Source organism: Hydrogenophaga aromaticivorans (assembly GCF_013387465.1).
Lineage (GTDB): Bacteria > Pseudomonadota > Gammaproteobacteria > Burkholderiales > Burkholderiaceae_C > Hydrogenophaga > Hydrogenophaga aromaticivorans.
Genome location: NZ_VYGV01000001.1, coordinates 126,106 through 150,826, shown reverse-complemented (window position 1 = coordinate 150,826; position 24,721 = coordinate 126,106). Strand labels below are relative to the sequence as shown.

At 66.6% G+C, this 24,721-nt stretch carries 25 protein-coding genes and 1 other RNA gene; 16 read left to right on the top strand and 10 right to left on the bottom strand.

What is annotated here, in order from left to right:
- Nucleotides 1-98 precede the first annotated feature (98 nt).
- The 5 genes from rplM (at nucleotide 99) to erpA (ending at nucleotide 2,655) form a co-directional block, all read left to right on the top strand.
- Complete coding sequence (gene rplM / locus F3K02_RS00725; protein WP_177132266.1) at nucleotides 99-530, top strand: 50S ribosomal protein L13; 432 nt, start codon at nucleotides 99-101, stop codon at nucleotides 528-530.
- 12 nt (nucleotides 531-542) lie between these two features.
- Nucleotides 543-935, top strand: a complete 393-nt coding sequence (rpsI, locus tag F3K02_RS00720; protein WP_177132263.1) for a 30S ribosomal protein S9 — start codon at nucleotides 543-545, stop codon at nucleotides 933-935.
- A gap of 110 nt (nucleotides 936-1,045) precedes the next feature.
- Nucleotides 1,046-1,753 (top strand): DUF6776 family protein, encoded by a 708-nt coding sequence (locus F3K02_RS00715; RefSeq protein ID WP_177132260.1) that lies wholly within the window; start codon nucleotides 1,046-1,048, stop codon nucleotides 1,751-1,753.
- Between the two features lie 24 nt (nucleotides 1,754-1,777).
- On the top strand, nucleotides 1,778-2,176 hold the full coding sequence (locus tag F3K02_RS00710) for a bactofilin family protein (RefSeq protein WP_177132257.1): 399 nt from the start codon (nucleotides 1,778-1,780) through the stop codon (nucleotides 2,174-2,176).
- 113 nt (nucleotides 2,177-2,289) lie between these two features.
- Nucleotides 2,290-2,655 (top strand): iron-sulfur cluster insertion protein ErpA, encoded by a 366-nt coding sequence (gene erpA / locus F3K02_RS00705; RefSeq protein ID WP_086121452.1) that lies wholly within the window; start codon nucleotides 2,290-2,292, stop codon nucleotides 2,653-2,655.
- Nucleotides 2,656-2,743: 88 nt separating this feature from the next.
- On the opposite strand, the gene F3K02_RS00700 is transcribed toward erpA, so the two are convergent.
- Together F3K02_RS00700 and F3K02_RS00695 are read right to left on the bottom strand one after the other, a co-directional pair.
- Nucleotides 2,744-3,388 (bottom strand): glycine zipper 2TM domain-containing protein, encoded by a 645-nt coding sequence (locus F3K02_RS00700; RefSeq protein ID WP_177132254.1) that lies wholly within the window; start codon nucleotides 3,386-3,388, stop codon nucleotides 2,744-2,746.
- Between the two features lie 104 nt (nucleotides 3,389-3,492).
- Entirely contained in the window at nucleotides 3,493-5,328 is a 1,836-nt protein-coding gene (locus tag F3K02_RS00695) for an NAD(P)/FAD-dependent oxidoreductase (RefSeq protein ID WP_177132251.1), read from the bottom strand.
- A gap of 141 nt (nucleotides 5,329-5,469) precedes the next feature.
- On the opposite strand from F3K02_RS00695, the gene F3K02_RS00690 reads away from it, so the two are divergent.
- The 3 genes from F3K02_RS00690 (at nucleotide 5,470) to rnpB (ending at nucleotide 7,877) form a co-directional block, all read left to right on the top strand.
- The gene (locus F3K02_RS00690; RefSeq protein WP_177132249.1) at nucleotides 5,470-6,075 is read left to right on the top strand and encodes a DUF2239 family protein; all 606 of its coding nucleotides are present in this window, start codon (nucleotides 5,470-5,472) and stop codon (nucleotides 6,073-6,075) included.
- Nucleotides 6,076-6,132: 57 nt separating this feature from the next.
- Nucleotides 6,133-7,497 carry an MATE family efflux transporter gene (locus F3K02_RS00685; protein WP_177132246.1) on the top strand — a complete coding sequence of 455 codons (1,365 nt, stop codon included), beginning with the start codon at nucleotides 6,133-6,135 and terminating at the stop codon, nucleotides 7,495-7,497.
- Nucleotides 7,498-7,529: 32 nt separating this feature from the next.
- Nucleotides 7,530-7,877, top strand: an RNA gene (gene rnpB, locus F3K02_RS00680) — RNase P RNA component class A.
- Here the strand turns inward: rnpB and F3K02_RS00675 are convergent.
- A complete protein-coding gene (locus F3K02_RS00675; RefSeq protein WP_177132244.1) occupies nucleotides 7,872-8,570 on the bottom strand; it encodes a Crp/Fnr family transcriptional regulator in 699 nt (232 codons plus the stop codon). The two genes, rnpB and F3K02_RS00675, sit on opposite strands and share 6 nt — an antisense overlap.
- Before the next feature lie 304 nt (nucleotides 8,571-8,874).
- On the opposite strand from F3K02_RS00675, the gene F3K02_RS00670 reads away from it, so the two are divergent.
- Nucleotides 8,875-9,585 (top strand): Crp/Fnr family transcriptional regulator, encoded by a 711-nt coding sequence (locus F3K02_RS00670; RefSeq protein WP_177132240.1) that lies wholly within the window; start codon nucleotides 8,875-8,877, stop codon nucleotides 9,583-9,585.
- A 41-nt stretch (nucleotides 9,586-9,626) separates the two neighbouring features.
- Here F3K02_RS00670 and F3K02_RS00665 read toward each other — a convergent pair whose 3' ends face one another.
- The 7 genes from F3K02_RS00665 to F3K02_RS00635 form a co-directional block, all read right to left on the bottom strand.
- A complete protein-coding gene (locus F3K02_RS00665) occupies nucleotides 9,627-11,324 on the bottom strand; it encodes an MBL fold metallo-hydrolase (RefSeq protein ID WP_177132238.1) in 1,698 nt (565 codons plus the stop codon).
- A gap of 53 nt (nucleotides 11,325-11,377) precedes the next feature.
- On the bottom strand, nucleotides 11,378-12,124 hold the full coding sequence (locus F3K02_RS00660) for an aspartate/glutamate racemase family protein (protein ID WP_177132235.1): 747 nt from the start codon (nucleotides 12,122-12,124) through the stop codon (nucleotides 11,378-11,380).
- The gene (locus tag F3K02_RS00655) at nucleotides 12,121-12,849 is read right to left on the bottom strand and encodes a GntR family transcriptional regulator (protein ID WP_177132232.1); all 729 of its coding nucleotides are present in this window, start codon (nucleotides 12,847-12,849) and stop codon (nucleotides 12,121-12,123) included. The genes F3K02_RS00660 and F3K02_RS00655 overlap by 4 nt, the downstream gene beginning before the upstream one ends.
- Nucleotides 12,846-13,736 carry an ABC transporter permease gene (locus F3K02_RS00650; RefSeq protein WP_177132230.1) on the bottom strand — a complete coding sequence of 297 codons (891 nt, stop codon included), beginning with the start codon at nucleotides 13,734-13,736 and terminating at the stop codon, nucleotides 12,846-12,848. Before F3K02_RS00650 ends, F3K02_RS00655 begins: the two co-directional genes overlap by 4 nt.
- 2 nt (nucleotides 13,737-13,738) lie before the next feature.
- The gene (locus F3K02_RS00645) at nucleotides 13,739-14,662 is read right to left on the bottom strand and encodes an ABC transporter permease (RefSeq protein WP_177132227.1); all 924 of its coding nucleotides are present in this window, start codon (nucleotides 14,660-14,662) and stop codon (nucleotides 13,739-13,741) included.
- Nucleotides 14,663-14,835: 173 nt separating this feature from the next.
- Complete coding sequence (locus F3K02_RS00640; RefSeq protein WP_177132223.1) at nucleotides 14,836-16,122, bottom strand: ABC transporter substrate-binding protein; 1,287 nt, start codon at nucleotides 16,120-16,122, stop codon at nucleotides 14,836-14,838.
- Between the two features lie 68 nt (nucleotides 16,123-16,190).
- Entirely contained in the window at nucleotides 16,191-17,225 is a 1,035-nt protein-coding gene (locus tag F3K02_RS00635; RefSeq protein WP_177132220.1) for an ABC transporter ATP-binding protein, read from the bottom strand.
- A 203-nt stretch (nucleotides 17,226-17,428) separates the two neighbouring features.
- On the opposite strand from F3K02_RS00635, the gene dapF reads away from it, so the two are divergent.
- The 7 genes from dapF (at nucleotide 17,429) to dksA (ending at nucleotide 24,683) form a co-directional block, all read left to right on the top strand.
- Nucleotides 17,429-18,304 carry a diaminopimelate epimerase gene (gene dapF / locus F3K02_RS00630; protein WP_177132217.1) on the top strand — a complete coding sequence of 292 codons (876 nt, stop codon included), beginning with the start codon at nucleotides 17,429-17,431 and terminating at the stop codon, nucleotides 18,302-18,304.
- Nucleotides 18,305-18,326: 22 nt separating this feature from the next.
- Complete coding sequence (locus tag F3K02_RS00625) at nucleotides 18,327-19,028, top strand: DUF484 family protein (protein WP_177132214.1); 702 nt, start codon at nucleotides 18,327-18,329, stop codon at nucleotides 19,026-19,028.
- 96 nt (nucleotides 19,029-19,124) lie between these two features.
- Nucleotides 19,125-20,135, top strand: a complete 1,011-nt coding sequence (locus F3K02_RS00620; RefSeq protein WP_177132211.1) for a tyrosine recombinase XerC — start codon at nucleotides 19,125-19,127, stop codon at nucleotides 20,133-20,135.
- A gap of 122 nt (nucleotides 20,136-20,257) precedes the next feature.
- Complete coding sequence (locus F3K02_RS00615) at nucleotides 20,258-20,695, top strand: DsrE family protein (protein WP_177132208.1); 438 nt, start codon at nucleotides 20,258-20,260, stop codon at nucleotides 20,693-20,695.
- A 238-nt stretch (nucleotides 20,696-20,933) separates the two neighbouring features.
- Nucleotides 20,934-22,118, top strand: a complete 1,185-nt coding sequence (locus tag F3K02_RS00610; RefSeq protein ID WP_177132203.1) for a class I SAM-dependent rRNA methyltransferase — start codon at nucleotides 20,934-20,936, stop codon at nucleotides 22,116-22,118.
- A gap of 69 nt (nucleotides 22,119-22,187) precedes the next feature.
- On the top strand, nucleotides 22,188-23,255 hold the full coding sequence (locus F3K02_RS00605) for a CobW family GTP-binding protein (RefSeq protein ID WP_177132200.1): 1,068 nt from the start codon (nucleotides 22,188-22,190) through the stop codon (nucleotides 23,253-23,255).
- A 426-nt stretch (nucleotides 23,256-23,681) separates the two neighbouring features.
- Nucleotides 23,682-24,683 (top strand): RNA polymerase-binding protein DksA, encoded by a 1,002-nt coding sequence (gene dksA / locus F3K02_RS27360; protein WP_343066930.1) that lies wholly within the window; start codon nucleotides 23,682-23,684, stop codon nucleotides 24,681-24,683.
- The last annotated feature ends 38 nt before the right edge of the window (nucleotides 24,684-24,721 follow it).

Sequence of the window (24,721 nt, the reverse complement as noted above, 5' to 3'; positions counted from 1 at the left end):
CGGGCAACCGGGGTGCAAAACCCCACCTAAGAGTGTTCCGACAGAGAACAACCGACCGTGGAAAAGAGCCGCCAAACCCTCCTTCAAAGAGAAATCTCATGACTACTACGTTCAGCGCCAAACCAGCTGACGTGAAGCACGAGTGGTTTGTGATTGACGCGACCGACAAGGTCCTCGGACGAGTTGCCAGTGAAGTGGCTCTCCGTTTGCGCGGCAAACACAAGGCCATTTACACGCCTCACGTCGATACCGGTGACTACATCGTCATCATCAACGCGTCCAAGATCCGCGTGACGGGCACCAAAGCCCTCGACAAGATTTATTACCGTCACTCGGGTTACCCGGGCGGTATTTACGCCACCAACTTCCGTGACATGCAGGCCAAGCACCCTGGCCGCGCGATCGAGAAGGCCGTCAAGGGCATGCTGCCCAAGGGCCCGCTCGGCTACGCCATGATCAAGAAGCTCAAGGTGTACGGCGGTGCTGAGCATCCCCACACCGCCCAACAGCCGCAAGTGCTGGAACTCTAAAGGAGCCTTGAGATGATTGGTGAATGGAACAATGGCACCGGCCGTCGCAAATCCAGCGTCGCCCGTGTGTTTCTGAAAAAAGGCTCCGGCCAGATCGTGGTCAACGGCAAGGACATCCAGTCCTACTTCGGCCGTGAAACCTCGATCATGATCGCCAAGCAGCCGCTGCTGCTGACCAACCACGCCGAAACCTTCGACGTGATGGTCAACGTGCACGGTGGCGGCGAATCCGGCCAGGCCGGCGCTGTGCGCCACGGCATCACCCGCGCCCTGATCGACTACGACGCCACGCTCAAGCCGAGCCTGTCGCAAGCCGGTTTCGTCACGCGCGATGCCCGCGAAGTCGAACGTAAGAAGGTCGGTCTGCGTTCCGCACGCCGCGCCAAGCAGTTCAGCAAGCGCTAAAGCGCCGGGCTTCTGCCGCAAAAACCGCCTGCAAGCTTGTCTTGGGGCGGTTTTTGCATTTTGGGGGCCGTGTGATCCGGGTTCTCAATTCCCAATCGAAAGGTGTCTGAATGAGGTTGCGTCTCTTGCGACGACGGCTCACCGTCAGCGCGCCCCGGGTTTCGGTGCGCAGCGCCATGCCCTGGCCGTTTCGCTGGCTTCTGGGTGCCGTGGTGCTTGGCTTTTCAGGGGCTCTGGCGCTCTGGGCGTTCGAGGTGGGCAAAGACATCGCCGGGCTGGACCGCAACGCCAAACAGGAACTGGAGCGCCTGCGCAACGAGGTGCAGGACCTGCGTGCCGAACTGGTGCGGGCGCAGTCCGTCTCCAACACCTCGGAGAGCCTGCTGACGGCGGAGAAGGCGGCCCAGGAGCAACTGGTGCAGCAGATCCGCCAGCTGGAGGCCGACAACCAGGTGCTGCGTGGCGACCTGGGGTTCTTCGAGCGCCTGATCCCGGGGTCGGGAAGTGGCGCATTGAACATTCGTGGCCTGCAGGTCGATCGCCTGGCGCAGAACCAGCTCAAGTGGCAGGTGCTGATGATCCAGGCCACCAAGAACGCGCCCGATTTCAGGGGTGTGCTGGAAGTGACCTTTGCCGGTACGCTGGAGGGCAAGCCCTGGTCGGCCGTTCAGGCGCCGTCGCCGCAGCCGGTGCTGATCAAGGGCTATCTGCGCCAAGAGGGGCTGGTGGACGTTCCCGAACAGGCCGTGGTAAAAACCGTGACCGCAAAAATCCTGCAGGACGGCAAGGTGTTGGCCCTGCACACCATCAAGCTGTAATCAACTGTCGTTTCGGAGAACTCCATGTTTGGCAAGAAGAAGCAACCCCCCATCAAAAGCCTGATCGCCCATGGAACGCGCATTGAAGGCAATGTGTTTTTCCACGACGGACTGCGGGTGGACGGTGACGTGGTGGGCGATATCCGCGCCAGCGATGAGCAGTCCAGCATCCTGGTGATCAGCGAATCGGCCACCGTGACCGGCCAGATCCATGCCGACCACGTCATCATCAACGGCAGCGTCAAGGGTCCCGTGCTGGCGTTTGATCTGCTGGAACTGCAGCCCAAGGCACGGATCGAGGGCGACGTGTCCTACAAGGCCCTGGAGATGCACCAGGGCGCAACGATCTCGGGTCAGCTCAAACCCATGACCGGTGGTGTCGAAGACAAACCCACACTCAAACTGGCGGCAAACAACGGCTGAGCGCAAACCCGAGCGATTTGCTATAGCATTGCATCAGATGTGGACGAATGGCGTCCACCAGCCGTGTTCAGGAAGCCCCCGGAAACGGCTCAAGCCCTATGTCAGGACACCCCATGAGCGCAGTTGCAGAAAACATCCAGACCGACATGCCAGCCCCGCTGGTCTTCACCGACAGCGCCGCGGCCAAAGTGGCCGAGTTGGTGGCCGAAGAAGGCAACCCGGACCTCAAGCTGCGCGTGTTTGTGCAGGGCGGTGGCTGCTCGGGTTTCCAGTACGGTTTCACCTTTGACGAGGTGGTCAACGAAGACGACACCACCATGACGAAAAACGGTGTTTCGCTGTTGATCGATGCCATGAGCTACCAGTACCTGGTCGGCGCCGAGATCGACTACAAGGAAGACTTGGAGGGTGCCCAGTTCGTCATCAAGAACCCCAATGCCTCGACCACCTGTGGTTGTGGCTCCAGCTTCAGCGTCTGATCGGGCGCAGTCGAAGCGCCCGGCGCTTCCCGGCCAACAAAAAGCCCCGTCAAAATGACGGGGCTTTTTTGTGGGTGTGACCCGGACTTCAACGCCAGTTGCGATCCCATTCTTCGTTCTCGCGATCCCGGCGGTGGCCGCGGTACACCTCCGGATACGGGCGTGTTCCACCAATGTAGACCACTTCGGGTTCCGCCGGTAGCGCCGGGCGGTATTGCATCTGCTGCCGCGGTGCGGGCGCGGCGATGACGGGTTGCACGTTCACATGGACGTAGCGCCCCGGTTCTTCGGGCATCTGCACGTTGTAGCGCCGGCCGGCGTACTCGTACACCACGTCGTAGGCCACGGTCTGGTTTTCGTAGAAGGTCTGGGTGCTGCACTGCTGCACGGTCTGCGTGCGGGGCTGTCCGCGACCTTCGATGTGGTTGCCGAGCACGGCACCACCGAACAGGCCGATGGCCGTGGCCACTGCGCGGCCGCTGCCACCGCCGATGGCATTGCCCATGGCGCCACCGGCGATGCCGCCGATCAGCGCACCGGCGCCCGACTTGTGGCCGGGCACGGTCACGGTCTGGTTCTGGCACACCTCGCGCGGCGTGGCCACTTGCTGGATGATGGGTTTGCTGCTGAGCACACGGGCGCGTTCATCCTGGGCCTGGACGGCACCGGCGCCGGCGAGGGCGATCACACCGGTGAGGACGGGGAGGAGGATGGAACGGTCAGGGGATTTCATGGAAAGCTCCTTGGTTGAGGAGCCTCCATCGTGCGGGGCTTGTGTCAAGCCGCTTCACCGCCTGTGTAAAGCTGCCGCCAGACATGTAACGTCTGGTGTCGGCTTCAAACGTCCGCAGGCATGCCGAGCAGATCGCGGGCCAGCGCCTCGGCCACCTTGATGCCGTCCACGCCCGCGGAAAGGATGCCGCCGGCGTAGCCCGCACCCTCGCCCGCCGGGTAGAGGCCGCGTGTATTCAGGCTCTGGCAGTCGGTCCCGCGCGTGATGCGCAGTGGTGACGAGGTGCGCGTTTCCACGCCGGTGAGCACGGCATCGGCCATGTCGTAGCCCTTGATCTTGCGGCCGAACACGGGGATGGCTTCGCGCATGGCCTCGATGGCGAAATCGGGCAAGGCGGGCGCGAGGTTGCCGAGCTTCACGCCCGGCTTGTACGACGGATCCACCGTGCCGAGCGCGGTGGACGGTGTCTGGGCCACGAAGTCGCCCACCAGCTGGCCGGGTGCTTCGTAGGTGCCGCCGCCGAGCTCGTAGGCGCGGGCCTCCAGCTGCCTCTGCAACACGATGCCGGCGAGCGGGTGCGTCTGGCCTTGTGCGGCCAGTGTTTGGGCCTGCGTGGCGTAGCGCGTGCCATCGGGCTCTCCGAAGGCGGCGGTCCAGAGCGGCAGGTCTTCTGGAAATGTCTGCGGGAAGTCAGCCACGTCGATGCCCACCACCAGGCCTGCGTTGGCGTTGCGCTCGTTGCGCGAGTACTGGCTCATGCCGTTGGTGACCACGCGGCCCGGCTCGGAGGTGGCCGCCACCACGGTGCCGCCCGGGCACATGCAGAAGCTGTAGACCGCGCGGCCGTTTTTGGCGTGGTGCACGAGCTTGTAGTCGGCCGCGCCCAGCAGCGGGTGGCCGGCGTGCCGGCCCCAGCGCGCGCGGTCGATCACGCTTTGCGGGTGCTCGATGCGAAAGCCCACCGAGAACGGTTTGGCTTCGAGGAACACGCCCACATCGTGCAACAGGGCGAAGGTGTCGCGCGAGCTGTGGCCGAGCGCCAGCACGGCGCGCCGCGCGGGCAGTTCGGTGATCACCCCACTGTCCAGCTGCAACACGCGCAGGCCGGTCAGTTGCTGCTGTCCATCGCTTGAGGGTGCCAGCGAGAGGCCCACCACCTGCTGCTGGAAGCGGATCTCGCCGCCCAGCGTGATGATTTTTTCGCGCATGGCCTCGACCACCTTGACCAGCTTGAAGGTGCCGATGTGCGGGTGCGCCTGGTAGAGGATCTCGGGCGGCGCGCCCGCGTCCACGAACTCGTTCATCACCTTGCGGCCGAGGAAGCGCGGGTCCTTGATCTGGCTGTAGAGCTTGCCGTCCGAGAACAGACCGGCGCCGCCTTCGCCGTATTGCACGTTGCTCTGCGGGTTCAGCACCTTCTTGCGCCACAGGCCCCAGGTGTCCTTGGTGCGCTCGCGCACCGGTTTGCCACGCTCCAGCACGATGGGTTTGAGGCCCATCTGCGCCAGCGCCAGCGCGGTGAACAGGCCGCAGGGACCGAGACCAACCACCACCGGGCGATCCGCCTCGTCGGTGGGCCAGCCGGCCGGGGCGTGACCGGGCGCGTGCCAGGCCATGTCGGGCGTGGGCTGGATGTGCGGGTTGTTCGCAAAACGGGCCAGCAAACCCGGCTCCAGCGCCGGATCGGCCAGCGTCACGTCCACGATGTACACAGCCAGCAGTTCGGCCTTGCGGGCGTCGAAGCTGCGTTTGAAGACGTGCAGGTGGTCAATGACCTCGGGCCCGATGCCCAGCGCCTGGGCAGCCAGTCGGGTGAGGGCCTCGACCGGGTGTGGCGGCGGGATGCGGTCTTCGTCGGTTTCGGACGGCGCGTCGGACGCGCGGCGGTGTTCGGCCGGTACGTCGGCCAGCGGGAGCTTGAGTTCGGAGAGTCGGATCATGGTGAAGAGGGCTTGTGTTTATCAAGCAAGGAGCCCCTATTGTCGTCAAAGCCGCGACCGGCTTTGTGGTGCGCGAGGCCTCCGGTGGATTGTTGTAAATAAATCCGGGTAAAATAATAAAACCCGTATAAAATTAGCGCCATGAACACCGTCACCATCGCTACATGCACCGCTTTTCTCGGCCACCGGCGCGTCGCCAACGGCTCCTACGCCGAGGTGGACCAGGCGCTGCGCGCGCTGGACCTGAGCGCTGGAGGCCTGCTGGTGTTTGACGACGCCAGCGGCGCCCTGGTGGACCACCCCTGGCCAGCCGGCTATGCCCCCGCGCAGCCCGCCGGCGGTCCCCCGGACGAGTTCGAAGCGGCGACCGTTGCGCCGGGCGTGGGCCGGCCGCGTCTCGGCGTGGTGGCGCGCGAGGTCACGCTGTTGCCCCGCCACTGGGCGTGGCTGGCGCAGCAACGTGGTGGCGCGTCGGCCGCCCTGCGCCGGCTGGTGGAAGAGGCCCGGCGCAGCCAGGGCGACCAGGATGCGCAACGCCTGGCCAAGGAGCGGGTCTACCGCTTCATGAGCGCGATCGGCGGCGGTCTGCCCGGCTTCGAAGAGGCTTCGCGGGCGCTGTTCGCGCAAGACGCCGGGGCGTTCGCCCACCGCACCGCCCACTGGCCCGTCGATGTGCGGGACCACCTCGCCTGGCTCGCCCGCGACGCCTTTGCCGCCACGCCGCTTGCGGTCACCAGCGCCACCTGAGCGCCGCCGCTCCACACCGCTTCCATTGACCTCTCCCATTTCTCAGCGTTCCGATCCATGCCACCCCAAGCTTCCAGCCCCCCAAAACCCCTCTGGCGCATCTACCTGGTGTTTCTCGTGCCCATGGTGTTGTCCAACTTCCTGCAGAGCTTTTCGGGCACCCTCAACGGCATCTTCATCGGCCAGATGCTCGGCACCCACGCCCTGGCGGCGGTGTCGGGCATGTTCCCGATCTTCTTTTTCTTCATCTCGCTGGTGATCGGCCTGGGCGCGGGCGCCTCGGTGCTGATCGGCCAGGCCTGGGGCGCACGGGAGCCCGAGAAGGTCAAGGCCATCGCTGGCTCGGCGCTGGCACTGGGCGCCTTGATCGGCATCGTGGCGGCGCTGCTGGGCAGCGTGTTTGCGCGCGAAGGCATGCAACTGCTGGGCACGCCGGCCGACGTGCTCGACGATGCCACCGCCTACGCGCGGGTGATGATGTTGCTGATGCCGCTGCTGCTGCTGGTCATCCTCTACACGCAGCTGCTGCGCGGCGTGAGCGACACGGTGACGCCGTTGCAGGCCCTGTTGCTGTCCACCGGCCTGGGCTTGGTGCTGACGCCCGCCTTGATCAAAGGCTGGCTGGGGTTGCCGCCCATGGGCATCCAGAGCGCAGCACTGGCGGGCTTTGTGTCCCAGGCGGCGTCGCTGGGTTTCCTGGTCTGGCGCCTGCGGCGCAAGGGCAGCGTGCTCGCGCCCGACCGGATGCTGCTCAAGTCCCTGCGGCTGGACGGCAAGATCCTGGCCCAGGTGATGCGCATCGGTCTGCCCACCGGGCTGCAGATGGTGGTGATCTCGATCTCGGAGCTGGTGATCCTGTCGCTGGTCAACGGCCACGGTTCGCAGGCCACGGCGGCCTACGGCGCGGTCACGCAGATCGTCAACTACGTGCAGTTTCCCGCGCTGTCCATCGCCATCACCGCGTCCATCCTCGGCGCCCAGGCCATCGGCGCGGGCCGTGCGGAGCGCCTGGGCGCCATCCTGCGCACGGGGCTGTGGATGAACGTGTGCGTGACCGGCTCGCTGGTGCTGCTCGGCTATGCCTTGTCTCACTGGCTGCTGGGCCTGTTCATCACGCAGCCCGAGGTGCTGGCACAGGCCGAGCACCTGCTGCACATCATGTTGTGGAGCATGCTGCTGTTCGGCTTCCAGTCGGTGGTGGGCGGCATCATGCGCGCCAGCGGCGTGGTGCTGATGCCGGTGGCGATTTCCATCGCCTGCATCCTGCTGGTGCAGCTGCCGGTGGCCTACGGGCTGAACCAGCGCTTCGGACTGGAGGGCGTGTGGATGGCCTTCCCTGTGACCTACGCGGCCATGCTGGCGCTGCAGACCGGCTACCACCAGCTGGTGTGGCGCTTCAAGAAGATCGAGCGCCTGGTCTGATGCAGAGTCCGGGCAGGCGATAATCGCCGCGTGAAGCGCGCCAGGCCGTCGCTGGTGCAAGGCCCGAAAGGGCGCACTGGAGGAACGTCCGGACTGCACAGGACAGCGTAGGAGGTAACACCTCTCCACCGACAAGCCGCAAGGCCCTAAGGTGAGGATCAGAGCAACAGAGACGAGCCGCTTCAGTGCGGGTGAAACGGGCAATCTCTACGCGCAGCAATACCAAATAGGCCAGCGTTGACGTGGTTCCGCGGAGCTGGCGGGTAGGTAGCACCGAGCCGGGTGGGTGACCCCCGGCCCAGATGAATGACGGTCACATGCGGGGCCTTCGCAAGAGGGTTCCGCATGCACAAAATCCGGCGTATCGGCGCGCTTCACACTAATTCGTTGTCTTCCAGCAGGTCGCCCCGGGTGCCCTGCTGGGCGTGTGCCACGGTGGCCAGTCCTTCGAAGTTGAGGATCTGGATGCGTCCGCGGCGGTAGTCCACCAGACCCCTGTCTTTCAGGTTGCGCGCCGCCAGCGTGATGCCCGCCCGGCGCACGCCCAGCATGTCGGCGAGGTGGGCATGTGTGAGCTGCAGTTCGGTCTGGTGCGTTCGCGCCTGGCTGAGCAGGATCCAGCGGGCCAGACGCGCCGGGATGTCCTGCACCTGGGCAGACGCGGCCAGTTCGGCCACTTCCTGCGAAAAGACCCAGAGGTAGCCCGCGAAGGTCCGCAACATGCCCAGGCGCCGGTCCGACAGGCGCTGCAGCACCGCGCCGTCGGCGCGAAAGGCCGCACCGCTGCTTTGCACCAGCAGCGTGAAATGGCCAGCGCCCAGTCCCAGCGCAAACTGCAGACCCACTGCGCCTTCCCGGCCCGCGAGTCCCACCGCAAGCCCGCTACCGCCCCCATTGCGCACCACCAGGGCCACGCTGGCGCCGCTCAGGAGGAAGTAGACGTGTCCGCTGGCCGCACCCGGCGCAGAAAGGATCTCACCCGCCTTGAGCTCCACGGGCTCACATCGGCGCAGGAGCAGGCCCTGATCGGTGGGCGGCAGTTGAGCCACCAGACCGTTGTGCAACAAGTTCAATCGAGAGCCCGTTCATGGTTGAAAGACCACACTTTGAAGAGAGCCGTCGGGCCGTATTTTTGCTGCAGACAGGCACCCGCAGCGCTGCAGTGTACGTGGCTTGCACCCGCTTGCCTGGCTGGTTGCCCATGCGGTCCGTCGCGTCGGGAAGCGCCGCAACGCAGGCCTGTTCATCGCGGTCCGATACCTTCTGTACGGTATCGAACAGTGTCCTGGCGCTTTGCGCCTACACTGGCCCACCGCCGAAGCCGCAGCCTCGGCACCCCAGATTCCTTTTGTTCGCCCCCGGGCGGGAGCGCCGAACTTGCCAGTCGAACAACCGACCAACCGGGTTCTGGCCGCTCTGGCCCACGTGGATCGACGGCATTGGCCTTCGCACCTGGAACGGGTCGAGTTGCGCCAGGGCCAGACCTTGCTGGCGCCCAACGCAGCCATCGAATTCATGTACTTTCCCGTGGATGCCCTGGTGGGGCTGTTGCACGCGGTTGGGCCCGGTGGGCTGGAGGCGCCGGTGGCGCTGGTGGGCAACGACGGGCTGGTGGGGGTGGCCCCCTTTCTGGGTGCCCCGGCTGAACGCCTGCGCGCCGAGGTGTTGCACCCGGGTTGCGCCTGGCGGTTGCCGGCAGCGGCGCTGAACAGCGGTCCACAGCCCGACGAAAGCCAGATGCGGGTGGTGCTTCGCTATCTGCAGGACCTGAATGCACAGATGTCGCAGGCCGCGCTTTGCCGTCTTCAGCACTCGCTGTACCAGCGACTGAGCCGTTGGCTGCAAGACGCTTTTGACCGCGTGCCGGGCGCGGTGCTGCACATCGAAGCGGCCACCTTGGGCACCTGGCTGGGTACCGAGCCTGGAGCCCTGGCCCGGGCCACCAGCCAATTGGCCGCCGAAGGCGTTGTGATGCTGCGGAATGGCCGCATCACCCTGCTGGACCGTGCGCAGCTGGCTCAGCGTTCCTGCGGTTGCCTTCAGCAGGTCAAACAACAGACCGACCCGCTGTTTTCACACACCGCCTGACCCGGCGCGCGCGCCGGTGTTCGGCCTGCAGATCGTTCGCTTCAGAGGTTGAAACCGCCCAGGCTCTGGAGGCGTTCCACGTGCGCGAGCAGGGAGCGTTTGGCCACGGGCCAGAGCCGCTCGGGCACGTCGTCGTAGGCGAGCTTCACCCAGTCGTCCATCGTGCCTTCGGGTTGTGCCTGCATGGCGCGCGCCACTTTGGCTTCGCGCGCGAGGCGGTGGGCTTTCAGGTGCGCGATGGCCCCGCGGGCGCCCCCGTGTTCCGGTGCGCTCGGGTTGTCCGCGGTGCGCTTCAGGTCGCCCAGCACGTAACCGTGCGCGGGCAGGATGAAATCGACACCGTGCGCCTCGCACAGCCGGTCCAGTTTGTCCAACGATTCGAGGTAGGCGCCCATGTTGCCGTCGGGCGGATCGATCACGGTGGTGCTGCCGTTGAGGATGTGGTCGCCGCTGAACAGCAGGCCGTCTTCTTCGAGCAGCAGGCACAGGTGGTTGGCGGCGTGGCCGGGGGTGTGCAGCACCTGCAGGGTGTGGCTGCTGAGGGCATCGCCCGCCGTGCCCATGAGCACGAGACGCTCGCCGTCCGAGAGCGCGCGTTCGGGTGTGAAGCGGCTGTTCTCGCGCGCCGTGGATGCGCTGGGCAGGCCGAGGATGGGGGGGCTCTCGGCACACAAGGCCTGCAGCCGCAGCGCACCGGGCGAATGGTCGGGGTGCGAGTGGGTGCAGACGATGGCGCGGATGTCGCCGCCCGCGGCGCGCCACAGGCGCTCGATGTGTTCCGGGATGTCCGGTCCGGGGTCGATGGCGATGTGGCCGCTCACCGGGTCGCCCACCAGGTAGCTGTTGGTGCCCGGGCCGGTCATGAAGCCGGGGTTGGGCGCGGTGAGCCGTTGCACATTCTTCAGCAGCGCCACCGGGCGCTCGGTCTGCCAGGCCAGCTCGTGCACGATCTGGCCGTGCGGGCAGACGAGCGCGAGTTCGCCAAAGGGCGGTTCATGCTCCATGTGGCGCGACTCGTGGCCGTTCATCAGGCCCGCGCGCGGACAGCTGGTGAACAGGGGCTCATCGTTCACCGCGCAAGCATTGAGCACCGCCTGCACGTTCGGGTAGGCCTGAAGGCGCTCCAGCGTGCGGACGGTCGGGAAGATGATGAAGAAGCCGCCGGCCGCGTGGCGCGCCAGCGCGTCGGCCGGTCGCACCCACACCGGCTCGAACTGCTCGGATTCGTCGGCCACGGGTTCCTGACCCTCGGGCATGCGCGCCACCAGAAAAGGCACGTCGAAGCGGCGCGGCAGGTCGCGGTCGGTGATCCAGTGGGCGAGCACGAAGACGTCGGCACCGGACAGCGTGAGGCCCTGTGTTGCGCATTGCTCGGCAAACGGGGCTTTGCGGTCGAGCGTGGCGATCTCGCCCGTGCCCAGGTGCGAGCCGTCGGCGCGGCGCGCGAGCAGGATGCCCAGCTCTTCAAAACTTTCGCGGATGGCGGCGATGGCCTGCGTGAGGTGCAGGTCGCTCTGCGTCGCGCGGCGGGTGGACTGCCCGTGCGACTGCGCGTCGGCGGCGTCGATGCCGCCACCGGGGAACACGTAGGCGCCGGGCGCGAAGCTGGCCGTCATCGAGCGGCGCGTCATCAGCACTTCGATGCCTTGCGGCGAGTCGCGCAGCAGCAGCACGGTGGCGGCGGGGCGCACGGCAGCGGGCGCGCGGGCAGGGTGGAGCAGTTGGGATGAGCGGACCATCTTCGCATTGTGCGACAGCTGGTGCTGCCGGGCTGTCGCCTCCCAGCGCTGGTTCAGTCCGCCGGGGTCGGCGCGAGTGCGCGCATTTCGGACGACAGGCCTTGCCAGGCGATGTCGAAACCCGGGCTGCTGCGCGCCGGTGGCAGCGGCGGCGTGCGCAGCGCCCAGTGGGTGCCGGCGGTGACGCTGTCGATCACCGGCACGGGCACATCGCTCTGGATGGCGGCCGCCATGCCGGCCAGCCCGGCACCACCGAGGATCACGGCCTGCACGCCGAGCTGGTGGGCCGCGTCGCGGCAGGCCTGGGCCAACAGGCGGTGGGCGGCGGCCGGGTCGGCGGCGAGCTGGGCGCCGGTCGGCACCACGGTGTGGATGCCGGCGAGCTGCTGCGCCTGCCCGAGCGCCTGCGCCAGCCGCTGCAACATCGGCCCCCAGCGCTCGCCGCCGGTGACGATGGCGTAGCGGCCGTGGCGCGCGGCCTCGATGAAAGCGGCCTCGGCCAGGCCGGTGACCGGCGCGGGGCTGGACTCGCGCAAGGCCATCAGGCCCGGGTCGCCAAAGCAGCCGATCAGCACCGCGTCGGGCGCCGGGTCGGGGCCGGCCAGCGCAGCGGCCCAGGCGTCGAGCGCGGCGTGCGCGGCCACCGCGTAGCTGGCCTCGTCGGCGATGTAGGGCGCGCCGAAGCGCGCGGTCACGGTGTGCACCACCACGTGCGAGCCGGCCGCGGCCTGCACATGCGCCTGCAGCAGCGCGCTCACGCGCTCCGAGGTGTTGGGGTTGATGACGAGCAACTGCTTCATGAGCCGAACAGTTCCAGCAGATCCGGCGCTGCTTCGGGCGTCACGGAAAAACTCAGCTGCGACTCCAGCCGCTCCAGGTGCTCGCGCATCAGGCGTGCCGCCTCGCGCGCATCACGCAGCTTGAGCGCCGCGAGCAGGGCGCGGTGCTCCTGGCAGCCGCAGGCGGTGGCGTCTTCGCGCGCCTGGCTGTGCAGCGCGCTGTAGGTCATGAGGATCAAAGAGGTGCGCGAGACCAGCTCGCGCAGGATGCGGCCGAGCGTGCCGTGGCCGGCGTGGTCGGCGATGTGCAGGTGGAAATCGCCCGAGAGGCGGATCGCGCGGCGCATGTCGCCGGCGGCGCGCGCGGCCTCTTCGTCGCGGATGCAACGGGTGAGGGTCTGCATGTCGGCGGCCGCAGCCACCGCCACGAAACGTTCGACCAGCGTCGGCTCGATCAGGCGCCGCACCTCGAACACCTCGCGCGCTTCCTGTTCGGTGGGCTGGGCGATGGACGCGCCCCGGTTGGGCGTGAGCGTGACCACCTGTTCGTTGGCCAGCCGCACCAGCACCGGCCGGATGCGCGTGCGCGAGACACCGAAAGCCTCGGCCAGCCGATCTTCGACCAGCTTGGTGCCGGGTGGGAGCTGGTGGTCGAGGATGGCCGAAACCATGCGCTCGTAGATGTCGTTGTCCGACAGCGGAGCGGGGGCCTCCTCGACCGTCTTGCGGACGCGGGTGGCGCTCATCCGGCGTGGCCCTTCTTGTGCCGGCCCAGCAGCATGGCCAGCCCCACGGTGACGCCGATCACCGCGAAGGACACCACGGTGGTCACGGTGCCGAGCGCGTAGATGGCCGGCGTGGTGACGGTGGAGGTGAGGCCTTGCAGCTCCAGCGGCAGCGTGTTGACGTCGCCGATGGCCTGCGAGGTGCGGGCGATCTCGTCCCAGCTGAGCGTGAAGCCGAACATGCCGATGCCCACCACCGAAGGCCCGATCAGCGGCAGCACCACGTGGCGGAAGGTCTGCCAGGGCGTGGCGCCGAGGTCGCGCGCCGCTTCTTCGTAGGCCGGGTTGAAGCGGTTGAACACCGCGAACATGATCAGCAGGCCGAACGGCAGCGTCCAGGTGAGGTGCGCGCCGAGCGCCGAGGTGAACAGGCCCAGCGCGGTGCCGTATTCCTCCAGCGTGCTGGTCGCGCCCACCGCTTCCAGCAACCACTTGAGGCCGCCATCGAGCAGGCGGAACTGCAGGCCGATGCCCAGCGACACGATGATGGACGGCATGATCAGGCTGGCCACGGTGACGTAGAACAGCGCATTGCCACCGCTCAGCTTCTTGCGGAACGCCAGACCGGCCAGCACCGAGAGCAGCACGGTGAACAGCATCACCACGCCACCCAGCATCAGCGATCGCAGGAACGCCGCGCCGATGTCCACCGTGCCCAGGCCCTCGGCGAGCTGGCGGAACCAGTGCAGCGACACACCCCGCAGCGGGAAGGTGAGGCCGCCCTCGGGGCCCTGGAACGAGAGCACGAAGATGACGAACATCGGGCCGTACATGAACAGCACGAAGAGTGCGAATACGGCGGCCAGCGGCCAGAAGCCGGGGGCGCGCGATTCGGTGGTGTGGGCCATGGTCAGAGTTCCTTCCGGATGTCCACGAGGCGGGTCAGGCCCCAGATGATCATGAGAACGACTGTCAGCAGGATCACCGCGTTGGCCGCAGCCAGCGGAAATTGCAGGTAACTGGTCTGCACCTGGATGATCTTGCCGACCGAGGCGATCTGTTGTCCGCCCATGACGCCGATGGTCACGAAGTCGCCCATGACGATGGTGATGACGAAGATCGAGCCGATGATGATGCCGGTCTTGCTCAGCGGCACGATCACGTTCCACAGCGTCTGCCAGCCGCTGGCACCGGCGTCGTTCGCCGCTTCGAGCAGGCTGCGGTCGATGCGCATCATGCTGTTGAAGATGGGCACGATCATGAACATGGTGTAGAGGTGCACGAAGGCCAGCACCACCGAGAAGTCAGAGAACAACAGCCACTCGATCGGTGTCTGAATCAGGCCCATGCCTTGCAGCGTCTGATTGACCAGGCCATTGCGCCCCAGCAGCGGCACCCACGAGATCATGCGGATCACGTTCGAGGTCCAGAACGGCACGGTGCACAGCACGAACAGCGCTGTCTGCATGCCCGGCGAACGCACATGGAAGGCCAGGAAGTACGCCACTGCAAAGCCCAGCACCAGGGTGATGCCCCAGACCAGCAGGCTGAACTTCAGCGTGGACAGGTAGGTGGACAGCGAGACGCAGAAATCACCGTGTTCGGTGAGCGTGGAGCAGCCTTCGAAGATGGCGACGTAGTTGCGCAGCGTGAACGCCGGCAGCAGCTCGTACTCGTTGAAATCCCAGAAACTGACCATCACGATCAGCCCCAGCGGAATCAGGAAGAACAGCACAAACACCAGCGTGAACGGCGCCGCCTGCCACCAGGCGTGCAGCGTTCGGTTCGGGCTGTCGGCGACAGGTCCGGCGGTGGCGGTGGATGTGCTGCTCATGGAAGGTCAATCAGAAAGGAAACAGAAGCAACAATGAGAGGGGGAGTGCGCCCCCGGCGAGCGCAGCGAAGCCCCCTCCAGGCCACCGCGGAACCGGCTTTGCCGGGCCGCCAGTGGCGCCCCCCTCCGGGGGGTGACGCCGCAGGCGGCGCGGGGGGCGAGTTCGTGGCCGCTTACGCGGCCACGAACTCGTTCCATTTCCTCACCATGTACTCGTTCTCGTCCATGACCGCGTTCCAGCACGCGATGCCTCCCATGCGCGCTTCGTAGCTGCCGCCGTCGCGCACCGCGCCGGCTTTGGCCAGCACGTCGCCGTTGGGGCTCTTGATGTCCTGCGAGGCGGGCTTGCCTTCCATCCAGTAGGCCCATTCGTAGGCTTCCATCTTGGACTTGGCGGTGTCGAGCACGGCGCTGTAGTAGCCCTGGCGGTTCAGGTAGGCGCCGGCCCAGCCGTCGAGGAACCAGTTGATGAATTCATAGGCGCCATCGAGCTTGCGGCCGCTCAGCGTGGCCGGCAGGCCAAAGCCGGCGGCCCAGGCGCGGTATCCCTCTTTCAGCGGCTGGAAGTTGCAGGCGATGCCTTTGGTGCGCACGGCGGTCACGGCCGGGCTCCACATGGACTGGATCACCACCTCACCCGAAGCCATCAGATTGACTGACTCGTTGAAGTCTTTCCACAGGGCGCGGAACTGACCGGCTTTCTTGGCTTCGATCAGGGTCTTGATCGTGAGATCAATTTCCTTCTTGGTCATGTTGCCCTTGTCGGGGTACTTGTAGAGGCCCATGGCTTCGACCACCATGGCCGCGTCCATGATGCCGATGCTTGGGATGTTCAGGATCGCGGCCTTGCCCTTGAATTCGGGGTTCAGCAGTTCGGCCCAGGAGCTGATCGGTCGCTTGATCAGGTCGGGGCGGATGCCCAGCGTGTCGGCGTTGTAGACCGTGGGGATCAGGCTCATGAACTGCGTCGGGCTCTTGGCGAAGACCTTGCTCTTTTCGCCTTCCAGGAAGATCACCTTCTTGGGCGCCGTTCCCTGGTCGCCCACGGCCTTGCCGGCCACGGTGCCGGTGGTGAACAGCGGGGTGATCTTGTCGGCGTTCTTGATCTTCTTGACGTCGATGCCCTTCAAGTTGCCGGTGGGCACGATCTTCTTGAGCGAGAAGTACTCGGTGTCGATCAGGTCGAAGCTGTTGGGTGCGGTGACGGCGCGCTTGGTCACGTCGTCGGTGGTCACGGCCACGTACTGGATCTTGATGCCGGTGTCTTTTTCGAACTTGTCGCCGATGGCCTTGTCCTGGTTCACCGCGGTGCCCAGGTAGCGCAGGGTGATCTTTTCCTGGGCGATGGCCGGCGCGATGCCGCTGGCCAGGATGCCGGCCATGCCGGCGGTGCCCTGCAGCAGGCTGCGGCGCGACAGGCCGGTGAGGGTGTCGGTGTTGTCTTTGATCGAATCGGACATGGGTCGAGCTCCAGTGGGTTGGGTTGCGGGGGAGGAAAACGAGAGGAAAAAAAGAGGGCCGCGCGGGTTCAGGCCGCCGTGGCGACCGGCGTGTCGAGCACCGGCGGGAAGGTGTGGGCCTGCCAGGGAGCCCAGGTCAGGTTCACGCTGTCGCCGGGGGCGTAGGGCTGTTGCACGAACGCGGCTTCGGGCAGCATCACCGAGACGCTGTCGTCGGTGCCGTTCAGCTTCAGGCCCAGCAGCACATAGGTGCCCTGGTACTCCACGTCACTGATCGTCGCCAGCCAGCCGCTGCCGCTGTGGGCGGGCGCGAGCTGGATGTGGTCGTTGCGAACGGCCACCTTGCCGTCGGTGGTGTCGAGCACGTTGTGACCACCCATGAAGCGCGCCACGAACTCGCTGGCGGGCCGGTTGTAGACGGTGTGGGGCGGACCCACCTGTTCGATGCGGCCGTGGTTCATCACCACCATGGTGTCGGCCAGGGCCATGGCCTCTTCCTGCGAGTGGGTCACGTGGATGAAAGTCAGGCCGAGCTCTTTCTGCCAGTGACGCAGCTCGGCGCGCATCTGGATGCGCAGGAAGGGGTCGAGCGCGGAGAGGGGCTCGTCGAGCAGTAGCACGCGCGGCTGGGTGATCAGCGCGCGGGCGAGCGCCACGCGTTGCTGCTGGCCACCGGAGAGTTCGCCCGGTTTGCGTTGCGCCAGGTGGCCCATGGCCACGCGCTCCAGCAGGTCCTGCGCCTGTTTCAGCCGCGTGGTTCTGTCCACGCCCTTCATCTTCAGGCTGAAGGCCACGTTGTCCAGCGCCGAGAGGTGCGGAAACAGCGCGAAGCTCTGGAACATCATGGCCGTGCCGCGCGCGGCGGCGGGCAGGCTGGTGATGTTGCGGTTCTCCAGCAGGATGTCGCCGCTGGTGGTGCTCTCGTGGCCGGCGATCATGCGCAGCGTGGTGCTCTTGCCGCAGCCCGAGGGGCCGAGCAGGCAGCAGTAGCTGTTGGGCGCGATGCGCAGATCGATGCTGTCCACCGCCACGCTGCCCTGGGCGTAGCGCTTGGTGAGTGCAATGAGTTCGATGGCGGCAGGCTGGGGTGTGTGGTCATCCATGTCTGCCGTAGTGCATCAACCGTGCCAGCTGTTTTGTATGCAATGTGCACCGGATTGCATACAAAACAGCACAGACTTTGTGCGCAAATTGGTCTGGGGTGGGGCGGAGGGCCGTCGCGGTGCGTGTGCACCGGCGTGAAGCGCACCACGCTGCGGCGAATGCGGCCTGCCGGTGCGCACCGCTCTGGACGGATAATCCGCTCATGCACATCCGGTTCACCAAAATGCAGGGCGCGGGCAACGATTTCGTCGTGCTCGACGAGACGCGCGGGCGCCTCTTCCTGAGCCATGCGCAATACCGCTGGCTGGCCGACCGGCATTTCGGCGTCGGCGCCGACCAGATCCTGAGCGTGCGGCCATCGCCCGGGCAGGGTCTTGACTTCGAATACGTGATCCACAACGCCGACGGCGGTGAGGTCGAACATTGCGGCAATGGGGCGCGCTGCTTCGTGCGCTACGTGCACGACAAGGGCCTGACCACCGCCAACCCGGTGCGGGTGAAGGTGAAGCACGGCGAGATCAGCCTGGCGCTGAAGGATGACGGCCGCGTCACGGTCGACATGGGCGCGCCGGTGTTTGCGCTGGAGCGCGTGCCGTTCGACGCCAGCGGCCTCGTCTCAACGACGATGGGCAATGTCGAGCGCTGGCCGCTGGCCTTGCCCGGTGGCGGCGAGGCGCTGGTGTGTGTGCTGTCCATGGGCAACCCGCACGCGGTGCAGCTGGTGGACAACGTGGACACCGCGCCGGTGCTCAGCCAGGGGCCGCTGATCGAGCTGCATGCCCGCTTCCCGGCCCGCGTGAACGCGGGTTTCCTGCAGATCGTCAACCGCTTCCAGGTGCGCCTGCGCGTGTACGAACGCGGCGCGGGCGAGACCTTGGCCTGCGGCACCGGGGCCTGCGCCGCGGTCGTGGCCGGCATCCGTCTGGGCCTGCTGGATCCGACCGTCGATGTGCAGACGCACGGCGGCGTGCTCACCATTCAATGGCAGGACACCCCGGCGCACGACGCCCCGGTGTTCATGACCGGCCCCGCCACCACCGTCTTCGAAGGTGAGATCGACGTACCCGATCTGGCCTGACCCCCCCACCGAACCGAACACCATGACCCATCAGTCCATCCCCCCGATCACCGAAGACGACATCGCCAACTACCTGACCAACACGCCGGACTTCTTCGAGCGCCACGCCGATGTGCTGGGAACGGTGCAGCTCACCAGTCCGCACGGCAAACGCGCTGTCAGCCTGCAGGAGCGGCAGGCCGAGATGCTGCGCGAGAAGATCAAGGGGCTTGAACTCAAGGCCGCTGAAATGATCCGCCACGGCCAGGAAAACACGACCATTGCCGACAAGCTGCAGCGCTGGACGCGCGAACTCTTGCTCACGCGCCTGGCCAGCGACCTGCCCGCCGTTGCGGCGCGTGGCATTGCCGACCAGTTCCTGGTGCCGCAGGTGGCCATCAAGGTCTGGGGCGTTGCGCCCGAGTTCGCGGCCGAGCCCTATGCCCAGGGCGCCAGCGAAGACGTGATGGCGTTCGCCTCGTCGCTCACACAGCCTTACTGCGGCGCCAACCCGGGGCTGGAGGCCGCGCAATGGCTGGGCGACCCGGCGGCCGCGGCCTCGCTGGCCTTGATTCCCCTGCGCGCCGGGATCGCGCCCCAGGCCTTTGGCCTGCTGGTGCTGGCCTCGTCGGACGCCCTGCGTTTTTCGGCCGACATGGGCACCGATTTCCTGGAGCGCATTGGTGAGCTCACCAGCGCAGCGCTCTCGCGCCTGCGCCCGGTGGTCCCGGCCGCCACGGCCTGAGGACATGACCCGCACGCTGGTCCCTTCGTGCCGTGCGCTGCCGCCCGAGGGGGCTGGCCTGCCTTGGGGCGGCCCGGCCGCAGTTCGATCACCCACATGAACGTCACCAACAACGACGATGACGCCGCCTTGGTGCGGGCCTACCTGACCCATGTGCGGGTGGAAAAACGCCTCGCGGAGCGCACGGTGACGCTCTACACCGGAGACCTTGAAAAACTGGTGCAGCAGGCGCAGCTCGCAGGCGTGGCGCTGCGCCAGGTGCAGAACGCCCACATCCGCCGCTGGGTGGCGCAGATGCACAGCGGCGGGCGCAGCGCGCGCGGGATCGCGCTCATCCTCTCGGGCTGGCGTGGCCTCTACGTCTGGCTCGGCCGCCAGGGCCTGATCGCGCACAACCCGGTGCAGGACGTGCGCGCCCCCAAGGCCGGAAAGCCGCTGCCCAAGGCGCTGGGTGTGGACGAATCGGTGCAGCTGGCCTCGCACGTGGAAGAGGCCGACGACTCGCGATTGGAAGCGCGTGACCGCTGCATCACCGAGCTGCTTTACGGCTGCGGTCTGCGCATCGGTGAACTGGTGGGGCTGGACGCGACCGCCAGCGGCAGCGCACGCGGCTGGATCGACGCACAAGCCGGTGAGGCGCACGTGCTGGGCAAGGGTTCCAAACGCCGCAGCGTGCCGGTGGGCCGTGCCGCGCTGGCCGCGCTGGATCGGTGGATGGCCTTGCGCGGCGACTGGGCGAAGGACGACCCGGCGCTGTTCATCGGCAGCCGCGGCCAGCGCCTCACGCCGCAACACATCCGCGTGCGGCTCAAGCGCCGCTCGCTGCTGGCGGGCCTGGCCACGCCGGTGCACCCGCACATGCTGCGCCATTCGTTTGCCAGCCACGTGCTGCAGTCCAGCGGTGACCTGCGTGCGGTTCAGGAGCTGCTGGGGCATGCCAGCATCAGCACCACGCAGGTCTACACCCGGCTCGATTTTCAGCACCTGGCGCAGGTGTACGACGCGGCCCACCCGCGGGCGCAGGCGCGTGCCGATGATGTGGGCGGCGATGGCCCGGCCCGCCCGCCCGCGGTGGAGGTGGCGTCGGCGCGCAAGCCCGGGCGCTGACCGGCCAGCAGCACCGGGCCTGGATGCCCGGGTGATGGGGCCGGGTTATCCCTGTAGGATTTGCCGGCCCAGCCCCGACAATCGCTCTATAAGCAATTGCTTCTTAATCCTTGGAGACCACCATGTTCAAGTTCCTCATTGCCCTCAAGTCGCTGCTGCTCGCGGGACTCATGGCCACCTCGCTGTCGGCGCAGGCGGCCGACGACGTCATCAAGACCGTCTACCACATGAGCGAAGGCATTCCCCAGGCCTCGCGCGCCATCAACAACATCCGCAACCACCTGGCGGCTGACCCCAAGGCCAAGATCGTGGTCGTGACCCATGGCCTGGGCATCGACTTCCTGCTGGACGGCGCCACCAACCAGATGGAGCAGCCGTTTTCCGGCGCCATCGGCGAACTGGCGGCCAAGGGTGTGGAGTTCCGCGTCTGCAACAACACCTTGGTCTCGCGCAAGATCGACCCGGCCCGGGTGGCGATGGAAGCCAAGATCGTGCCGTCGGGTGTGGCCGAAGTGGCCCGTTTGCAGGCCCGTGAAGGCTTTGTCTATCTGCGGCCGTGAACTGACCCACCCCCGCGCCGCGCCTAGCGGCGCGTCACCCCCTCAAGGGGGCGGCACTGGTCGTCCGGCAAAGCCGGCCCGACGGTGCCCTGGAACGAACTTCCCCTTCGCTCAAGCGTAGCCTCTCCGGCGCGCGGTGACTTCATTCGAGGATGCGGTGGAACCGGCTTCGCCGGGCCACTCGCATCGCCCCCTGGGGGGTGACGCCGAAGGCGGCGCGGGGGGAGACAATATCCAGATGAAAATCATTCGACTCAAGCCCGGCAAAGAACGCTCGCTGCAACGCCGCCACCCCTGGGTGTTTGACGGCGCGGTCGCCCGCGGTGGCGGCGATGCCGGGGAGACCGTGCGGGTTGAGAGCCACGAGGGGCAGTTCCTGGCCTGGGGTGCGTTCTCGCCAAACTCGCGCATCCGTGTGCGGGCCTGGAGCTTTGACGAGGCGCAACGCATCGACGCCGCTTTCTTCAGCGACACGCTAGCGCGAGCCATCGCCCTGCGCACGCGTCTGGGAATCCAGAGCAACGGCATCCGCCTGGTGCACGGCGAGTCCGACGGCCTTCCGGGACTGATCGTGGATCGCTACGGCGACACGCTGGTGGCGCAGTTCACCGCTTGCGGTGTGGAGCGCTGGAAGGCGGTCATCGCCGACGCGCTGATCGGACTCACCGGCTGTCCGCGCCTCTACGAACGCTCCGACACCAGCAGCCGCAAGCTCGAAGGCCTGCCGGAAGCCACTGGCTGGCTGCGTGGCAGCGGCGAGACGGCGTTCGAGCTGCAGGAACACGGCTGGCGCCTGGGGCTGGACATCGCACACGGCCACAAGACCGGCTACTACCTCGACCAGCGCGACAGCCGCCTGGCACTGTACGAATACACGAAACGCCTGGGGTTTGCCCAGGTGCTCAATTGCTTCAGCTACACCGGCGGCTTCAGCGTGGCCGCGCTGGCGGGCGGGGCAGGGCACGTGACCAGCATCGACTCGTCCGGCCCGGCGCTGGAGCAGGCGCGCGCCAACCTGCTGCTCAACGGGCTGAATCCGGCCCAGGCCAGCTTCATGGATGCCGACGTCAACACCTCGTTGCGCCAGTTCGTGGCCGAGGGCCGCACGTTCGACGCCATCGTGCTCGACCCGCCCAAGTTCGCGCCCACGGCGGCCCACGCCGAGCGCGCGGCCCGCGCCTACAAAGACCTCAACCGCCAGGCCTTCAAGCTGCTCACCCCGGGCGGCGTGCTGTTCACCTTTTCCTGTTCCGGCGGCATCGGGGTGGAACTGTTCCACAAGATCGTGGCCTCGGCCGGGCTGGACGCTGGCGTGGACGGCGCCATCCTGCAGCGCCTGGGCGGGGCTTGTGACCACCCGATGACGATCAACTTCCCCGAAGGCGAATACCTCAAGGGCCTGGTGGTGATGAAAAAGGCGTAGAACCAACAGGTCGCATACACTCCCCCGCTGTCGCGTTCCCGTTCCCCCGTTGCCGGAGTTTTTCCCGCCATGTCCCTGATCCCCGCCACCATCCTCACCGGCTTCCTTGGCTCAGGCAAGACCACGCTGCTCAAGCGCGTGCTGACCGAGGCGCACGGGCAGAAGATCGCGGTGATCGAGAACGAGTTCGGCGAAGAAAACATCGACAACGAGATCCTGGTCGCCGACACGCAGGAAAACATCATCCAGATGAGCAACGGCTGCATCTGCTGCACCATCCGCGACGACCTGCGCGCGACGCTGCAGGACCTGGCCGAGAAAAAACGCAAGGGCGAACTGCAGTTCGACCGCGTCGTGATCGAGACCACCGGCCTGGCCGATCCCGGCCCGGTGGCACAGACCTTCTTCATGGACGACGAGGTCGCCGAGCAGTACCTGCTCGATTCCATCCTGACCCTGGTCGACGCCAAACACGCGGCCCAGCAGCTCAACGACCGCCAGGAAGCGCGCCGCCAGGTGGGCTTTGCCGACCAGATCTTCATCAGCAAGGCCGATCTGGTGGACAAGGATGAGCTGGACGCGCTGATTCACCGCCTGAAACACATGAACCCGCGCGCGCCCATGCGCCCGGTGCATTTCGGCGAGGTGGCGCTGAAGGAAGTGTTCGACCTGCGCGGTTTCAACCTGAACGCCAAGCTCGACATCGATCCGGACTTCCTCAAGGTCGAAGACGAGCACGACCATGGACACGATCACCACGATCACGAACACGGCGAAGCCTGTGACCATCCCTCGCACCAGCACGGACATGAGGGCCACGGTCACCACCACCATCACGACGACGATGTGAAAAGCTTCGTCTACCGAGCCACCCGGCCCTTCAATCCGGCCAAGCTGGAAGATTTCCTGGGCGCCATCGTGCAGGTCTACGGTCCGCGCATGCTGCGCTACAAGGGCGTTCTCGACATGCAGGGCACCGACCGCAAGGTGATCTTCCAGGGCGTGCACCAGCTCATGGGCAGCGACCTTGGCCCGGCCTGGGCCGAGGGGGAGCCAAGGGTGAGCAAGATGGTGTTCATCGGGCTCGATCTGCCGCGCGACATCCTGGTTCAGGGGCTGGACCAGTCGCTGGTGTGAGCCGGGGATTGCCCGTTTCCACCCCCAGAATCCGAACTGAACGTGCTGTTTGTCTCGCTTCTCCAACGTCTTGGCTTCCGATCGGATGCCATGTCAGTGCCCACTACGCCGTCATCGTTACAATCGCGCCCCAAGTCGGGCGCCCAGCGTCCGGCCAGGTCTGCTTCAAGCCTGCGGGCCGCGCGCGGTCCGGCGTCGGACCGCAAACGGGGTATAACAACAAAGCAGCCGGCGCAGCCGGCGTATGGTGACGCGCCGCAGCCGCTGGTTGGCGGCAGCGCACAGCCCAGAGTCCAGGCATTGACAGGCACTGAGAGGAGACCCCTTGTGAAAGCCCCGGCTACCAGGACAGCGAAAACCACCCCAACCGCGACAAAGGCGGCCAAGGGGCAGGTATCGCCGGCGTCGACCCAGAAGAAGCCAGCTGTGCCATCAAAACCCGTGCCGAAAGCGCCCGCCAAGGCCGTGACCAAAACCCCCACCAAAACCGCTGCGAAGTCAGGGCGTGCGCCTTCGGTGGTCAGCAAGCCGGCCGCCAAGAAGGCTGCGCCCGTCAAAAAGGCGCCTGCTGCCAAAACGGCGGGCAAAGTTGCTCTCAAGGCCGTGGACGCCCGCGCGAGCGCGGCAGCCAAGGCAGCCGTGGCGGCGAAAACACCGACCAAGGTGACACCGGCTGCGAAAGTCCGGTCAGAAACCAAGGCGGTCGCCGCGGCAACCGCTCCATCCAGCAAGCCCACCCGGCCCGTCGCCCCGGTGGCGTCGGCGCCTGTTGCCAAGCGTCCCCCTCCCGCTCCCGCGCCTGTTGTGGTCGAATCAACGCCTCGCCCTCTGGGCAAGCGCGCGGCCAAAAAGGTGATGATGGAGCAGATGACGCAGGCCGCGGTGGTTCCCACCCACGCACCCGATGCCGTCAAGGCGACCTTCTCCACCATGAACGAACGCGTAATGACCCCTCCCGTGCCATCCTCCATCCAGAAAGACCCCAAGCGGGTCAACAACTGGAAGAACCTGCCGGTTGAGCAGCTGACCGACCCGGACGTGCAGGCCATGCCCGACGACGAGTACATGAACGAGGTGCAGCTGGCGTTCTTCCGCCGCAAGCTGTCGCTCCTGAAGGCCGACATGCTGGCCAACGCCGGCGAAACCACCGAACACCTGCGGGAAGACACCGTGGTCGTTCCCGACCCGGCGGACCGCGCCACCATCGAGGAAGAACACGCGCTGGAACTTCGGACCCGTGACCGCGAACGCAAGCTGCTCAAGAAGATCGAGCAGGCGATTGCCCGCATCGACGCAGGCGACTATGGCTATTGCGAAGAAACCGGTGAAGCCATCGGCGTGGCACGGCTGATGGCCCGACCCACCGCCAGCCTGTCGCTCGAAGCCCAGCAGCGCCGCGAACTCAAGCAGAAGATGTTCGGGGACTGATCCCCGGTCCGGAAACACGACACCAACCAAAACCCCTC

Coding starts and splice junctions, on each gene's coding strand:
- F3K02_RS00645 (WP_177132227.1), bottom strand. CDS start 14,662: ATGAGCAGCACATCCACCGCCACCGCCGGACCTGTCGCCGACAGCCCG.
- F3K02_RS00660 (WP_177132235.1), bottom strand. CDS start 12,124: ATGAAGCAGTTGCTCGTCATCAACCCCAACACCTCGGAGCGCGTGAGC.
- F3K02_RS00700 (WP_177132254.1), bottom strand. CDS start 3,388: ATGAAATCCCCTGACCGTTCCATCCTCCTCCCCGTCCTCACCGGTGTG.
- F3K02_RS00610 (WP_177132203.1), top strand. CDS start 20,934: ATGAAAATCATTCGACTCAAGCCCGGCAAAGAACGCTCGCTGCAACGC.
- rplM (WP_177132266.1), top strand. CDS start 99: ATGACTACTACGTTCAGCGCCAAACCAGCTGACGTGAAGCACGAGTGG.
- F3K02_RS00640 (WP_177132223.1), bottom strand. CDS start 16,122: ATGTCCGATTCGATCAAAGACAACACCGACACCCTCACCGGCCTGTCG.
- F3K02_RS00605 (WP_177132200.1), top strand. CDS start 22,188: ATGTCCCTGATCCCCGCCACCATCCTCACCGGCTTCCTTGGCTCAGGC.
- dapF (WP_177132217.1), top strand. CDS start 17,429: ATGCACATCCGGTTCACCAAAATGCAGGGCGCGGGCAACGATTTCGTC.
- F3K02_RS00620 (WP_177132211.1), top strand. CDS start 19,125: ATGAACGTCACCAACAACGACGATGACGCCGCCTTGGTGCGGGCCTAC.
- F3K02_RS00615 (WP_177132208.1), top strand. CDS start 20,258: ATGTTCAAGTTCCTCATTGCCCTCAAGTCGCTGCTGCTCGCGGGACTC.
- F3K02_RS00665 (WP_177132238.1), bottom strand. CDS start 11,324: ATGGTCCGCTCATCCCAACTGCTCCACCCTGCCCGCGCGCCCGCTGCC.
- F3K02_RS00650 (WP_177132230.1), bottom strand. CDS start 13,736: ATGGCCCACACCACCGAATCGCGCGCCCCCGGCTTCTGGCCGCTGGCC.
- F3K02_RS00625 (WP_177132214.1), top strand. CDS start 18,327: ATGACCCATCAGTCCATCCCCCCGATCACCGAAGACGACATCGCCAAC.
- rpsI (WP_177132263.1), top strand. CDS start 543: ATGATTGGTGAATGGAACAATGGCACCGGCCGTCGCAAATCCAGCGTC.
- F3K02_RS00690 (WP_177132249.1), top strand. CDS start 5,470: ATGAACACCGTCACCATCGCTACATGCACCGCTTTTCTCGGCCACCGG.
- F3K02_RS00685 (WP_177132246.1), top strand. CDS start 6,133: ATGCCACCCCAAGCTTCCAGCCCCCCAAAACCCCTCTGGCGCATCTAC.
- erpA (WP_086121452.1), top strand. CDS start 2,290: ATGAGCGCAGTTGCAGAAAACATCCAGACCGACATGCCAGCCCCGCTG.
- F3K02_RS00710 (WP_177132257.1), top strand. CDS start 1,778: ATGTTTGGCAAGAAGAAGCAACCCCCCATCAAAAGCCTGATCGCCCAT.
- F3K02_RS00695 (WP_177132251.1), bottom strand. CDS start 5,328: ATGATCCGACTCTCCGAACTCAAGCTCCCGCTGGCCGACGTACCGGCC.
- F3K02_RS00715 (WP_177132260.1), top strand. CDS start 1,046: ATGAGGTTGCGTCTCTTGCGACGACGGCTCACCGTCAGCGCGCCCCGG.
- F3K02_RS00655 (WP_177132232.1), bottom strand. CDS start 12,849: ATGAGCGCCACCCGCGTCCGCAAGACGGTCGAGGAGGCCCCCGCTCCG.
- F3K02_RS00635 (WP_177132220.1), bottom strand. CDS start 17,225: ATGGATGACCACACACCCCAGCCTGCCGCCATCGAACTCATTGCACTC.